This window comes from Gleimia sp. 6138-11-ORH1 (assembly GCF_024814355.1).
Taxonomy (GTDB): domain Bacteria; phylum Actinomycetota; class Actinomycetes; order Actinomycetales; family Actinomycetaceae; genus Gleimia.
The window spans coordinates 20,776-34,812 of sequence record NZ_JANUXV010000003.1 but is presented as its reverse complement, the minus strand read 5'-3'; the positions used below and the strand labels follow the sequence as shown (position 1 = coordinate 34,812).

The window sequence follows — 14,037 nt, the reverse complement described above, 5'->3', positions numbered from 1 at the left end:
TTTTTCTTTACGGGAATTTCAGTGGGGTTTATTTAGTTTTCCAGTTCCACATCTGCGTTTAAGGCACGCAGCTTAGAAAGGAAGTGCTCATAGCCGCGCGAAATAACGTCAATTCCATAGACGCGGGAAGTTCCTTCGGCTGCTAAAGCGGCAATCAGGTAAGAAAAGCCTCCGCGTAAGTCTGGGACTGTAATATCTGCGGCACGCAGTGGAGTGGGCCCGGAAATAACCGCTGAATGACGGTAGTTTCTTTGTCCGAAGCGGCATTGTAATCCGCCTAAACATTCGCGGTAAGTTTGAATATTTGCACCCATTTCTTTTAGTGCAGAGGTGAATCCCAGACGGTCTTCGTAAACTGTTTCATGCATGATGGATAACCCTCTGGCTTGGGTAAGAGCCACTACCAGGGGCTGTTGCCAGTCAGTCATGAAACCGGGGTGAACGTTAGTTTCCAAAACGATGGAGTTTAGTTCTCCACCTGGATGCCAAAAGTGGATACCTTCGTCGGAAATATCAAATGCTCCGCCAACCTTACGGTAGGTGTTTAAGAAAGTAGTCATGTCAGGCTGGTGTGCGCCACGCACAAAAATGTCACCTTTGGTGGCTAAAGCAGCAGAAGCCCATGAAGCTGCTTCGATTCTGTCTGGAAGAGACGTGTGGCGGAAGCCGGAAAGTTCTTTCACCCCTTCAATGCGGATCGTGCGGTCTGTATCAACGCTCATGATGGCACCCATCTTTTGTAAGACGTTGATGAGATCCATTATTTCAGGTTCAATTGCCGCGCCGGAAAGTTCGGTTAAACCTTCAGCCATTACAGCAGTGAGTAGGGTTTGTTCAGTGGCTCCGACCGATGGGTAAGGTAGGTGGATTTTGGTACCTTTAAGCCCATTTTTTGCACTGATATGGGTGCCGGTTTCAGTGCGGGTTACTTCTGCGCCGAAGCGGCGGAGGGTATCTAAGTGGAAGTCGATTGGGCGCCCTCCGATATTGCAGCCGCCCAGGTCGGGGATGAAGGCTTCGCCCAGGCGATGTAAGAGGGGGCCGCAGAAAAGGATGGGAATTCGTGATGAGCCAGCCAGGGCGTCAATGTCGGCAACGTGTGCGCTTTCCACGTTCGAGGGGTCTAAGGTGATAGTGCCTGCGCCAGGGTCATAGTTTACGCGCACTCCGTGTAGGGTGAGCAGTTCAGAAACTACGTCTACGTCGCGGATCCGGGGAACGTTACTTAGGACTGATGGTTGGGTTCCCAGTAGTGAAGCCACCATAGCTTTGGGTACAAAGTTTTTTGCGCCGCGTACGGTGATTTCCCCGGTGAGGGGTTTTCCACCGTTTACTCGCAGAATTCGTTCCATATTTCCGTCCTTATTCTTTCGTTTCAACTATTGATTCTACTCTGTTAAACGAAATGGTGTTTGTTATAGGCAGAGAAGGTGACTGATTTTAGATGATTTTCTGGCTGACAATTTTATTAAAAGATTTGTCATCTCACTTGTTGAGATGTCATAATTTGCTTATGGAGGAAGAAGAATCCACCGGAAGCGGCGTTGGTGTTTTAGACAAAGCCGCATTGGTATTATCTGCTTTAGAAAACGGTCCGGCAACTTTAGCTCAGTTAGTTGCAACTACTGAGTTAGCGCGCCCTACCGCTCACCGCCTTGCTGTTGCCCTCGAGTATCACAGACTCGTTGCACGCGATATGCAGGGCCGTTTTATTTTAGGCCCACGATTAAATGAACTAGCTTCGGTGGCAGGTGAAGACCGGCTTTTGGCGTCTGCTACTCCAGTGCTAGTGGCTTTACGTGACCACACTAAGGAATCCACTCAGCTTTTCCGCGCGCAGGGCGATCAGCGTATCTGCGTTGCCGCAGCGGAACGTCAGATGGGTTTGCGCGACTCTATCCCGGTGGGGGCTACCCTTTCTATGAAAGTTGGTTCTGCTTCACAGATCCTACTGGCTTGGGAAGAACCTGACCGGTTACACCGCGGACTCTACGGAGCAGCTTTTAATGCGACAATGCTATCTTCAGTTCGTCGGCGTGGCTGGGCGCAGTCAGTTGGGGAAAGAGAAGAAGGGGTTGCTTCCGTTTCCGCTCCGGTGCGCGGGCCGGGTGGGAAAGTAATCGCTGCCCTTTCGATTTCTGGGCCGATTGAAAGAATGGGACGCCAACCGGGACGCCAATTTGGGCCTTCTGTAGTTGCGGCAGCAAACCGGCTCTCAGAGTTCCTGCGCCGGGCGGAAGAAAGCAAAATTAGCTAAACCTATTTCCTCTTGTTAGGGGCGGTTTTAGTGAGGTAACGGATTCACTACTTAGCTTTTGATAAGTTACTTATTACACCCCGGCTGTGTTTGGGAACACAGCTAAGCGATTTTGAAGTTAGTTAGAAATTCCGGTAAAGTTATTGAACGTGCCACTCATTAGGAAACTGTGAGCGGAACACCATGGGGTATGGTGTAATTGGCAGCACGAGTGATTCTGGTTCATTTAGTCTAGGTTCGAGTCCTAGTACCCCAGCGAAGTATCAGCAAATGATACTCAGCACGAAAGTGCGTCATAGGCTCCCATCGTCTAGCGGCCTAGGACGCCGCCCTCTCACGGCGGTAACACGGGTTCAAATCCCGTTGGGAGTACAATCACCCCTGGTTTTCCAGGGGTTTTTTGTTGCTCCCAACAATTGCCATTTATCTTATGCAAAGTAGCTAGTCGTAATCATTAGGTTAGGCATGATCCCGAAGAAAACCCCATGAACTGTGGTGTAGCCATAGGTTTCATATATGCTCCCCTTAGCTCAAGCGTCGTTTCAATGTCTGCTTCTTCATAAGTTCGGATATTAAGCAAGATGAGAATATTTCTCTCTCCAGCACAAAGATGAATCGAATCAGTTTCGTTTCATTCTCATAATGCAAATTCTATGTAGCATTCCTTCAGTAGCTTGCGGATTATGAGCATCCTCGAAATAGTCCCCTCCTTCAACCGTCTAGAGATAATACGATGAGTAGCACAATCACCGCTAGTATTCAGCTGGTTCTCATGCTGGGGTTCAGCATCTTCTTAATCTTCCAACTGGGTGTAAAACCGTATGTAGCCGAGCGCTCCCTTACCGAACACACGCGAGGAACCGTCATCATAGTCCAGCCATAAACAGGAGTTTTCCTGTTTCTAATGGAGGCAGAACCTGCAGAACTTTCTACTTTTACAAACCACAAATGAAATTCTTCAAGGTGTTACCTATCTACCTGTTTCTTGCTTGGAAGCAAGAGATGAAGTTGTGGTAGCGCAGGAAAAGGAAAATCTGTGCAGCTCATTCCTTTTGTAATTGATAAACAAAACTTCTGTTGGGAATGGGAGTTTTCTTTGCTGGGGATTCTTCCTTTTGTTTCTCCGGCTTTCTTCATGAGAAGAGAAGACCAGGCGTATATAGATGGACATGATCTGTCTATACAGTTACTTATTCTGCTTGCTAAACGCGAACTGCGAAATACAGAAAAATATTAATGCCGTTTTAGGAAGTCTCAGTTTGTGTTTGCTCAGCTAAATACTTGTCTACTGCCTGTATAACCAGACAATCTCCGTATTTTGCGTGGACCCTTTCAACGATCTTTCGTAAATTCTCAATACTTCCAAATGCAGAAGGTTTTTCATAGTAAAACTTATATATTTGTTCTCCTGTAATATCTCTCCACTTAGTTGTTTCCACAAATAATGCGCGATATAAAAGGTCTACCGGAGTTTTTTCCGCGTCATATTGGAAGCCTTTTTCTATCGCAAGAAGTTGATAAATCTCTGGTAAGTACCATTCTTGCTCCCAGTCATTTGGGATTTTCTGGAATAAATCTTCCGCAATTGCATCTCGTTTCTCTTCCAGTTTAGTGTTACCCGTAATATTTGAAGTAGTTTTTCGCAGAAAGATGTACTGAGTACTTAAAGAGACGCCCATTTGTAATATCTTCTCTATATCAGTTATTAGATTCTCATCACTATTTTTATTTTTATATAGAAATAGAAAAAAGTATTCGAACATCTCTCTAAAGTTAGTGCGTATATTAGGATCTTCAAATGTGCTATCTGCTAATCTTTCAGCGTTTTGCAGTAGCATTGGCAGAACAGAATGAATCTTTTCTTTATCATAGTTAGAAAGACAAAGATTTTTAACCACCCAAATGAACTTATCTATGTCTAAGGCTTCAACAAATTCTTTAAAGCGATCCGTTTCGCCAATTAACTTAAAAGCCTTTTCAGAATATTGCTGCCGGAGTATTCTCTCACCAGCAAACCTATCAAGATAAAGCTCAAAAAAAGGGCCATAAGCAACCCTTTTATCGTTCATCCAGTTGGGGAGGTTTTCCTGTTTCATATTCTCTTTGGAAATGATTGCTGGGAAAAGGTGATCTATTAAAACCGTAATTATTTCTTGATTATTTGAAAACTTCCCTTTTAATTGTTTAAAGTAGTCTGGAAGTTTAGGTTCTTCAAAGAAGAGATTCTGTGAGTCCTCAAACATAGATACATGTCTACGATTGTCTTTGAATTCCTGCCAAATCTCAGGGTGGAAAATTCTTAAAGCTTCTAATGCCAAAAGGTCGGTATTATTGACCTGGTCTTGTAAGCTTGAAATTGTTACCGCAATGGAAGCGAAGAATCTGTTGATGTTCCGGAAAGTTTTCAGCTCTGGCTGAATAATCTTCGGAATTATCTCATCTTTCCATCTTGAGTCTTTTTCCAAACGCTCCCAGACCTGAGGAAGGGTTTGCACCCCGCGTTCATTAAACTGCTCATCTAAGAATTTCCCATGTACCCCTGGCACTGTGTAGTTAATTTGGATAATTTTCTCTAGATATTCCTGATCTTTGATACCTGTATCTTCAAGTAAGGCTAAAGTGCGCTTGTAGTCTAAACCCAGCAAATAAATCACATTTGGAAAATTGCCAGTTAATCTTACCAGTTTAAAAATCTCCTTCATTTCATCAGGAGGTAGTCGATCGATATCATCAAGGACAATCAGCAAACGTTTTTCTATTCCTGCAAGGTTCTCGATTAACTCTTTCCTCACCTCATGTACGCTGCTTTTCTTAAAGAACTTATTTAAGATTTCGTACGCTACTTCTGTGACTTTACTTAATTTCGCAAGCGGAGCTAATGAACTTGAATATCGACGAAAATTTTTGGCCAACTTCTCTGCAACCTTTTTATTGCTCAGCTGAGCACTGATTTCAGAAAAGAACCGACTAATTAAATCATCTGCTCCAGAAAACAACCATGGGTTAAACTCTAAGGTAACATATTTTGACTTTTCCTCTTTAGAACATGCTTCTGTTACAAAGTTAATGAAGCTAGTTTTCCCAATACCCCACGGACCTTCAATACCAACAACTAAACCTTGACTACAATCAACTGAATGCAGAAAGCTGACAAGATTGTCCACTTCTGGTTTACGCCCCAATAGGTCTTCTTCGATAGAGCGAACTGGCTGATCGATCCGGATAGTAGTTTGTTCTGTTTTAGATTCACTCACTGTGATTCTCCCGCTGACGTAGCTTATACAATCTTTAGCTTACAATTAGCATATTAGCTTCCCTGCCAACAATCATTCTCTTTCACCCCACTCATTTGGGCTAACTAAAATACATAAAGAAAACTGGGGCACTCGCAAGTGCCCCAGTAAATCCTGATTAACCTTAGCTTTCCAGTAGGTCTTTCAGTTTCTTAAAGCGTTCAATAGTCGCTTCCTTACCCAGAATCTCGATAGATTCAAATAGTGGCGGAGAAACTGGTCGTCCAGAAATAGCTAAGCGAAGCGGCCCGAAAGCAAACCGTGGTTTCAATCCCATTTCTTCAATCAAAGCGGCCCGCATAGCAGCTTCAACGGATTCCACAGTAAACTCTTCCAAACCGTCTAAAACGGCAATGCCCTTAGCTAACACAGCTGGCGCATCAGCCCCCACTTTAGAAACCGACTTCTCATCGTATTCAATAGTTTCAGTACCGTTAAACAGGAAGCCTAACATTCCAGTAGCTTCACCCAAAAGCTGAATACGTGTCTGAATCAGCGGTGCTCCCGCCTCCATAATCTCTTTTTCACGGTCAGTTAAAGCCTCAAAGTTATCAGCAGAAACTACCCCATCGCGGTGCAGGTAAGGTACGCAACGACGCATGAAATCAGCCGTGTCCAGACGACGAATATGCTCCGCATTAATTGCAATACACTTCTTCAGATCGAAACGAGCCGGATTCGGGTTCACACTGTGAATGTCAAAAGCCTCTACCATCTCTTCCGGAGTGAAAATGTCATAATCGGGGCTAATCGACCAACCCAGCAAAGCCAAGTAGTTCAACAAGCCTTCGCGAATCATACCTTTTTCCCGGTGCAGCAGCAGGTTAGATTCTGGGTCGCGTTTAGAAAGCTTCTTATTTCCCTCACCCATCACATAAGGCAAGTGTCCAAAGAAAGGCATTTGCTGTGCGATTCCCAGTTCTAACAAGGCTCGGTAAAGCACAATCTGACGTGGGGTGGACGATAATAGGTCTTCCCCACGCAGAACGTGAGTAATGTCCATCAGCGCGTCATCCACGGGGTTTACCAGCGTGTAAAGCGGGTCACCGTTGGCGCGCACAATCACATAGTCTGGCACTGAACCCGGTTGGAAAGTAATTTCCCCACGCACTAAATCCGTGAAAGTAATCGGCTCATCAGGCATACGCATACGCAGTACTGGCTGGCGACCCTCTGCTCGGTAAGCAGCTTTTTGTTCCTCAGTTAGGTTACGGTCGTACCCGTCGTACCCAAGTTTAGGATCTCTCCCCGCCGCCCGGTGGCGAGCTTCAATTTCTTCAGGAGTTGACCAAGATTCGTAGGCGTAGCCAGCAGCAAGTAGTTTAGCGGCTACCTCTTGGTAAATATCCATGCGCTGAGACTGGCGGTAAGGCTCATGTGGACCGCCCTTGAGAACACCCTCATCCCAGTCCAAGCCCAGCCAGGTGAGCGAGTCAATAATCTGATTAAACGACTCTTCTGAATCGCGTTGCGCATCCGTATCTTCAATACGGAATACGAAAGTTCCACCAACGTGGCGTGCCCAAGCCCAGTTAAATAGGCAGGTGCGCACTAACCCGACGTGCGGGGTGCCAGTTGGCGAGGGGCAAAATCGAACGCGGACTTTTCCGCCAGTATTAGTAGTCATAGTAGTTCCAGTTTACTCCTTTTCTCACCTGGCGTTTAAATGCGATTTGCCACGTTCCGTTTTTCCATTTCCGAGGGCGTGCAGCAAAACTATGTTTCTTTCTGGAAAGCTCAATTATCGCCCTCGCCAATTTTATTTTCTGTAGGAGTAGAATAGATGGAAAGTATTTGCTACACCTGCTCAACGCTGTTCAGGAGAGTTTATGCGCAGTTTCGATGATTATTCCGCTGAATCTATGCGTGCTTTGCGCACAATGAAATGGTCGGTTCCTACTTTTGTGGAACACATTAAAGCCCCACCTTTGCGGGGGCACTGGGTCGCGGAAATGGATTTCCAACCGTGCCCAGAAGTTGCCGCAGCCCTACATGAGACGGTGGAAAGCGGTTACACCGGATACCCGCCTTGCTGGTTGAAAGACCAGATGGTGCGCGCAGCCGCACAGTTTTATAAGGCCCAGTACGACTGGGAAGTTTATCCCCGTTGGATTACGCCGATTATGAGCGTATTAGACGCTTTCCGTGCTTTCTTACATATGCTTCCAGCAAACTCGCAAGTAATTGTACCGACCCCCGCTTATATGCCGTTCCTTACTTCTCCGCAGCAGGTAGGTCATACGGTAGTGGAAGTACCCGCCCGTTATACGCGCACTGGTCACGCGTTAAGTTGGGAGTTAGATTTTGCGGCGATAGAAACTGCTGCCACTCAAGGAGCGGCCGGGTTAGTGCTGTGTAATCCGTGGAACCCTACCGGACGTGCCCTGACCCTCGAGGAGTTAAAAAAAGTTAGTGAACTGGCACAAAAGTACGGGTTCTTAGTTTTCGCAGACGAGATCCACGCTCCCCTGGTGCTTGCTGGCACTAAACATATTCCCTATCTCACCGTAGCGCCACAAAACCAGCATCACACTATTGCCGCTACCGCAGCTTCTAAAGGGTTCAATGTGGCAGGACTACATTGTGCGCAGGCGATTGTCTCTCCAGATTCAGAGCTTTACCCGCAGTGGGAAAGGCTTTCCTACGTGCTGGGTTGGGCAGCTCCCCTGGGGTTAAAATCCACTATTGCTGCCTATACGCGCGCTGGGACTTGGCTTACTAATGTGCGTGACTATCTGGCAGATAATCTGCTGCAAGCAGACCAGCTTTTCGCAAAGTTTAATGCCGAGGGCGGTGATTTAGCCTGGCAGCTTCCCCAGGCAGGCTACTTAGGTTTTCTTCGCTTCCCAACCGATATGGGTTTAGCAAAAAACGAGAGTTTAGCTGAATCTCTCTACAGGGAAACTGGGGTACTCACTAACCCAGGGGAAACTTTAGGGGCGGATTATCCCAATTACGTGCGTTTTAACTTCGCGTCATCGCGGGTTGTAGTGGAAGAATCTTTAGAGCTGGTTTTAGATTTTGTGAAGAAACATTCTTAAATAAGGCAGCAAATCCGTAGCCGCGTAATAGTTAGGTAACCGTGAAATAGTTTCCCGGTTTTCGGTGCGAGTCGCCGGTTTCTCGCGCCGAAAACCGGTTTAGATTATCTACTTATGCCTTTAACTATTCCCTAACGCCCGTTTTGTTTTCGCAGTGGCTACCGCCTCCCACGGGTTTTCTGGCCACGGGTGCTTTGGGTAGCGCCCTCGCATTTCAGCGCGCACTGAGGCATAAACTTCATTAAAGAAATGCGTTAAATCTCCGGTTACTGCCAGGGGCCTTCCCGCTGGGGAAAGCAGCTCCAAACTGATTTGTCGCCCTAACACTGCCGGCACGTTTTGCCACCCAAAACATTCTTGCAATTTCACTGAAATAGTGGGGCCTCGTTCAGGATCGATTTCTACCGGCACCTGCCTTCCAGAAGGTACTTTCACCTGTGCAGGGATTAAGGTGTCAATCAAGTTAGCTGTTTGCCACCCTACGATCAGTTTCAGCCCCGTCAGAACATCCACGGTATCTAACGACGCTCCCGCGCAAATCTGTGCCAAACTATTTCCTAAGAAAAGCTCCAAATTGGCTGCTAACAGCTGGCTATCAATCACATTAAATGCACTATCTTTACCGGCTAAATAGTTATTTGCGTTCACAAACCGCACTACCTCAGCAGGAGTTGGGAATAAACGCTGCCATTCTTGTGCGCCACCGCGAGATAGTTCCTTTTCTAACGCTTCATAAACTTGCGCTGCGGTAGCTGGTACTTTGCTTCGGTTCAACTCTAAAGCTCCAAGACGGCGAGTTTTCCACGCCAGTAAACGCCTATTTTCTAACCTTATTTCAGTAGTTTCATTTAAACTAAACTGTGCTAAAGATAAAACCAATCCTTCTGAAATAGCAGTTCCCGCGCGGACTTTAATCACGCCGTTAATGCCTTGAGTTTCGCCGGCAACAATCCACTTACTGCCAGCTAACTGTGTCCCCGCTTCTACTTCTAAACCTGTTCCGGCAACTGAGGTGAACCGCGCTACTGCCAGTTTCGTATTTTCGTTGGTTAGGCGGGCAATCCGCAGCGGGTAGGCAGCTCCCCACACAATCGCTGCCGCGTCAGCTTCTCTCACCGGTATTTCCGAGGGCGGTATGATTCGCGCATATGCTTCCCCGTAGTGTTTAATCAGTTTTACTAAACGTTTTTCCAGGTGCACGTCTATTTCGGCTACAACGCGCGCAGCGGTTTGTGCTTTAATTCCCCAGGCGAAAGCGGTTAAAAGCCCATGTGCTAAACGCGGATCGGTGGGTATTTGTGCCAGTATTCGCCCTGAGTCACTGATTTTTAGTTCCGGTTCCAGTGCTCCAATGTGAAGTAGGTTTTCTTCTGCGCGTTTTCGCGCTGCCCCTGGAAAAGCATCCAATAATGCTAACTGTTCTGGGGCAGACCAAGCGTAGGCAAGTAAAGTGGCTTCTGTTAGATCTGCGCCTAAGATTTCTGGGGGCGCATAGGCTTTTGCCCGAGCAAACTCTGTTTGTGAAAAAGCTCGATAGACAATGCCTTTTCCGGTGCGGTTAGCTCGCCCAGCTCGTTGGATTAAAGCTGACTGGCTGGCACTAACAGTCACTAAATGAGTTGTCTGCCGGTTAGTGTCAAAACGAGGTGTCCGCGAAACTCCACTATCAACCACGCAGTTTACTCCCGGTACAGTTAGTGAGGTTTCTGCGATTTCCGTTGCTACTATCACCCGCGCTGTCTCACTGGACGCTAAAATCTCATCTTGTTTTTGGGCAGTTACCTGACTATGCAAAGCAAAAGCGGGAATATTCCGGGCGGTCAGCAGCTGGCAAAGACGTTCAGTGTTAGCGATCGTGTCTACAAAAACTAAAGTACTTCCGTGCTCAGTAAACGCCGTTTGCGTAACTGAAGCTAAATGAGTTAAGAACTCATTAGATAAGCCGTTTACATCCAACGCTTGATTCCGTGGGGGCACCCAGCGAGTTTCCAGAGGAAAGAGGGGGTGTTCCACTTCTAAAACAGGGGTTTGCACGCCTAGAGTTTCGCTGATTAACCCGGCGAAACGCTGCGTGTCTGCCGTGGCGGACATGGCGATTAGTGTCAGATCTTCTCTAATCGCGGCCACGTCTAAGGCGAAAGCTAATGCTAAATCCGCATCTAAATGCCGTTCATGTACTTCATCGAAAATTAGGGCGTCTACTCCCGGCAGGTCTGGTTCAGCTAAAAGCCTCCGTAAAAGAGTACCCGTGGTAGTGAACTCGATGCGCGTTTCTGCACTAACTTTAGTGTCTGCACGCATCCGCCACCCAACAGTTTTCCCCACCGGTTCACCTAATAAAGATGCTACGTAGCGGGCAGCTGAACGTACTGCAACGCGACGCGGTTGGGCGACGATAACTCTACCTTTAGGAAGCAAACCGCTGGGGGTCTTTTCAGCATCTGTTTGCGCCCTCGCTAAAAGAGATTGGGCTACTAAAAGTGGCACTATTGTGGTTTTTCCTGCGCCAGGAGAAGCGGAAAGTACCAGTTGCCTGTTTGAGGAAAGGGCGCGTTTTAGCCCGCCGGCAACTGCCATTATCGGCAGTTCACAGCGGGCTAAAATCGGGTCGAAAGGTGTCTGTTTCATCTGGGTAACAAAAGTAGGAGCAAACGCGCTGCGGTTTCTAAATCTACTGTTTTTTGAAGCGCATTTTCTGCGTTTAACCTCTAAAAGTTAGCGGCGTACCACCGGATTGCGCAGAACTCCTAAACCGGAAATCTCACATTCAACAATATCGCCAGCTTTGATTTCTCCGTTTCCGGCGGGGGTACCCACTAAAATCATGTCTCCTGGTAGCAGCGTGCAAGTGTGGGAAATGTATTCAATCAACGCGGGAATCTTATGAATCATATCGGCAGTATTCCCTCGGTGGACTATTTCCCCGTTAATGCGGGTGGTTACTTCCAGGTTATTCACGTCCAGCTGCGGGTCGATGGTGATCCACGGTCCCACGGGGCAAGACGTGTCGAAAGTTTTTGCACGCAGCATTGTGCGGTCACTTAAAAGCCGGTCGCGGGCAGTTACGTCATTTGCAATCGTGTACCCAAAAATCACCTCTGCGGCGTCAGCGGCTTTCACGTCCTTACACAGGGTTTTAATGATCACCGCAATTTCGGTTTCAAAAACTACTTCATTCGTCCATTCAGGAAGTACGATCGGGTCATCTGGGCCAATTACGGCGGTATTAGGCTTCATGAAAACGATTGGTTCTTTTGGTTCTTCTGCCCCCGGGTTGGCTGGGTTACGGAAGTTAAAAGCAGCGCCCAGTACTTTAGAGCGAGGAATCATTGGGGAAAGTAAGCGTACTTCGTCAAGGTCGAAAAATTCGCCGCTTGGTTCTACAGTTTGGAAAAGTGGGTCGCCTTTAAGCACCACCAGTTTGGTGGAATCATTATCGAGGGCGGCGTATCTGGGGTCTGCTCCCCCTGCCGAAAAACGTACTAAGCGCATCATTGCCTCCGTAAAAATAGTCGATGTTTCCAGTATAGGTGTTTCGATTGTTTCCTACTGAACCAATTTGCAGATTTTGCTTGAGTTACTGGTGAGGTTCCAAGTAGTAATCCGACTGAAAGGGTATGACCTGTTGAAACTATGCTGAAAAAACGGTGCTGGAAATCCCGAAGCCAATAAAGCCGATAAAACCAGCAAAGCCGCGAATTAAAAGGGCGGAGCCAAACACCTTGACTCCGCCCCAGCTGACTAAACCTGCCAGTTATAGACTGGCTCTTTACCAGCTTGCTTTTGCTTCCCCCAGTCCTCCATAACTGCTTTAGCGTGCTTTGCCAAAAGCACAATCGCAACCAGGTTAATCACCGCTCCGATCCCTAAAAGCAGGTCTGAGATAGCCCAGACTACTCGCAGTTCTAAAACTGCTCCCAGGGCTGCAACAACTGTGGCAACTACTTTGAACCCCTGAGAAAGCAGGCGGTTATCTGTCAAGTGGTCAAGCGCCACTTGCCCGTATGAGTACGCTCCGTAAACAGAGGTGTATCCGAAAATGAAAATAATAATGCTCACCGGAAGTGCCATCCAACTACCTAAAGTAGTTGTTACCGCATTAGCAGCTAATGAACCTGCCTGTTCCTCAGTCATACCTGGAGCGTAAACCCCAGAAATGAGAATCAGCATCGCGGTAGCGGTACAGACAATAATTGTGTCGATGAAAACCCCTAAAGCCTGCACCCACCCCTGTTCGGCCGGGTGTTTCACATTCGCAGAGCCAGCCACGTGCGGAGTAGTTCCTAAACCGGCCTCGTTAGAGAATAAGCCCCGACGCACGCCAGTTACCAAAGCAGTGAAAACACCACCTACAACCCCGCCTGCAACCGGGCCAAAACCAAACGCAGACTGGACAATCAAAACTAAAGAGTTCACCGCTTCAACTGGGAATAGGGCGATGACTACTACGGTAATCAGAATATAGGCAAGCGCCATGAAAGGAGCTAACCATTCAGAAACGCGGGTAACTGACCGCATCCCCCCCATAATCACAGGCGCTAAAAGAGCAAGCATAATCAGCATAGTGCCCCAAGCCGGCACCTGATGGTTGGTGAAAAGAGTTGCGGAAATAGTATTGACCTGCACCATCGGCACAGCTAAACCATTAGAAATAACAGCGAAAATAGCGAACATGATCCCAGCTTTTTTCCACCCTAAACCACGTTCGATGTACTCAGCTGGGCCGCCCCGGTAAGAACCATCAGCTTGGCGTACTTTGTAAACCTGTGCCAAAACAGATTCTGTGAACGAAGTTGCCATCCCAATCAGGGCGATTACCCACATCCAGAAAATAGCTCCCGGACCACCGATTGCCAAAGCTAAAGCAACTCCAGCGATATTTCCAATCCCCACGCGGGTTCCCACGCCAACAGCGAAAGCTTGGAAAGAAGAAACCTGTCCTCCTTCAGCATTGCGGGAACCTTTTAATGAGGTAAAAATATCCTTAACATGAGCTACCTGCGGTACGCGCAGGTAGACCGTTAAGAAAATCCCTACGCCGGTAAGAATAAATAGCAAAATCCACGCGTAAAAGAATCCCACCGTTTGGCTTAACAGTTCACGGGCTGACGTTAAAATCTGATTTATATTTTCCACTGCTTTAGTCCAAGCCATTTCCAGATAATCGAGTTTCCTCATTTACATACAAAAAAGCGTTAACCCACCTGGAGGTTAACGCGTTTGCTTACTTTAACTCAGTTAGCTATTTGAAGTCCCAGCTTCACGAAGTTACGCTCCTGTGGCAGGTGAAAGAACCGCCGTTAAATCGGCGTCCCAAAAACGTAAAGCTGCGATAGGTTTTACCTGGCATTTTACGTTCCTTTCATTTGCTTTAAGTTGGTAACTTACCTGTAAGGCTACCGCCTGACTCTTTGGAAATCATAATCTGTCTCAGAATGTAAAAACT

Annotated in this window: 10 protein-coding genes and 2 tRNA genes; 6 read left to right on the top strand and 6 right to left on the bottom strand. The window is 47.2% G+C overall.

Translation table 11 applies throughout. From position 1 onward, the window contains the following. Nucleotides 1–32: 32 nt before the first annotated feature. Nucleotides 33–1,352 carry a UDP-N-acetylglucosamine 1-carboxyvinyltransferase gene (gene murA, locus NXS08_RS05190; protein WP_259138309.1) on the bottom strand — a complete coding sequence of 440 codons (1,320 nt, stop codon included), beginning with the start codon at nucleotides 1,350–1,352 and terminating at the stop codon, nucleotides 33–35. A gap of 161 nt (nucleotides 1,353–1,513) precedes the next feature. Between murA and NXS08_RS05185 the strand changes: the two genes are divergently transcribed. The 5 genes from NXS08_RS05185 (at nucleotide 1,514) to NXS08_RS05165 (ending at nucleotide 3,494) form a co-directional block, all read left to right on the top strand. Beyond that, entirely contained in the window at nucleotides 1,514–2,257 is a 744-nt protein-coding gene (locus NXS08_RS05185) for an IclR family transcriptional regulator (RefSeq protein ID WP_259138100.1), read from the top strand. A 184-nt stretch (nucleotides 2,258–2,441) separates the two neighbouring features. Further along, nucleotides 2,442–2,513: transfer RNA gene (locus NXS08_RS05180), tRNA-Gln, on the top strand. 43 nt (nucleotides 2,514–2,556) lie between these two features. After that, nucleotides 2,557–2,629 (top strand) — tRNA-Glu (locus tag NXS08_RS05175). A 361-nt stretch (nucleotides 2,630–2,990) separates the two neighbouring features. Continuing rightward, entirely contained in the window at nucleotides 2,991–3,140 is a 150-nt protein-coding gene (locus NXS08_RS05170) for a hypothetical protein (RefSeq protein WP_259138098.1), read from the top strand. A gap of 153 nt (nucleotides 3,141–3,293) precedes the next feature. Beyond that, complete coding sequence (locus NXS08_RS05165) at nucleotides 3,294–3,494, top strand: hypothetical protein (protein ID WP_259138096.1); 201 nt, start codon at nucleotides 3,294–3,296, stop codon at nucleotides 3,492–3,494. A 7-nt stretch (nucleotides 3,495–3,501) separates the two neighbouring features. On the opposite strand, the gene NXS08_RS05160 is transcribed toward NXS08_RS05165, so the two are convergent. Both NXS08_RS05160 and gltX read right to left on the bottom strand, forming a co-directional pair. Further along, entirely contained in the window at nucleotides 3,502–5,511 is a 2,010-nt protein-coding gene (locus tag NXS08_RS05160; protein ID WP_259138094.1) for a KAP family NTPase, read from the bottom strand. Between the two features lie 163 nt (nucleotides 5,512–5,674). Beyond that, nucleotides 5,675–7,177: a glutamate--tRNA ligase gene (gene gltX, locus NXS08_RS05155; protein WP_259138091.1), complete on the bottom strand. Its 1,503-nt coding sequence runs from the start codon at nucleotides 7,175–7,177 to the stop codon at nucleotides 5,675–5,677. Nucleotides 7,178–7,379: 202 nt separating this feature from the next. Here gltX and NXS08_RS05150 point away from each other — a divergent pair, with 202 nt between their 5' ends. Next, nucleotides 7,380–8,591: a MalY/PatB family protein gene (locus NXS08_RS05150; RefSeq protein WP_259138089.1), complete on the top strand. Its 1,212-nt coding sequence runs from the start codon at nucleotides 7,380–7,382 to the stop codon at nucleotides 8,589–8,591. A 120-nt stretch (nucleotides 8,592–8,711) separates the two neighbouring features. Here the strand turns inward: NXS08_RS05150 and NXS08_RS05145 are convergent, their stop codons facing one another. The 3 genes from NXS08_RS05145 to NXS08_RS05135 form a co-directional block, all read right to left on the bottom strand. Beyond that, a complete protein-coding gene (locus NXS08_RS05145; RefSeq protein WP_259138087.1) occupies nucleotides 8,712–11,219 on the bottom strand; it encodes an ATP-dependent RNA helicase in 2,508 nt (835 codons plus the stop codon). 87 nt (nucleotides 11,220–11,306) lie between these two features. Continuing rightward, nucleotides 11,307–12,083, bottom strand: coding sequence for a fumarylacetoacetate hydrolase family protein (locus NXS08_RS05140; RefSeq protein ID WP_259138307.1), 777 nt, complete (start codon nucleotides 12,081–12,083; stop codon nucleotides 11,307–11,309). 249 nt (nucleotides 12,084–12,332) lie between these two features. Then, nucleotides 12,333–13,745, bottom strand: a complete 1,413-nt coding sequence (locus tag NXS08_RS05135) for a sodium:alanine symporter family protein (RefSeq protein WP_259138085.1) — start codon at nucleotides 13,743–13,745, stop codon at nucleotides 12,333–12,335. Between the last annotated feature and the right edge of the window lie 292 nt (nucleotides 13,746–14,037).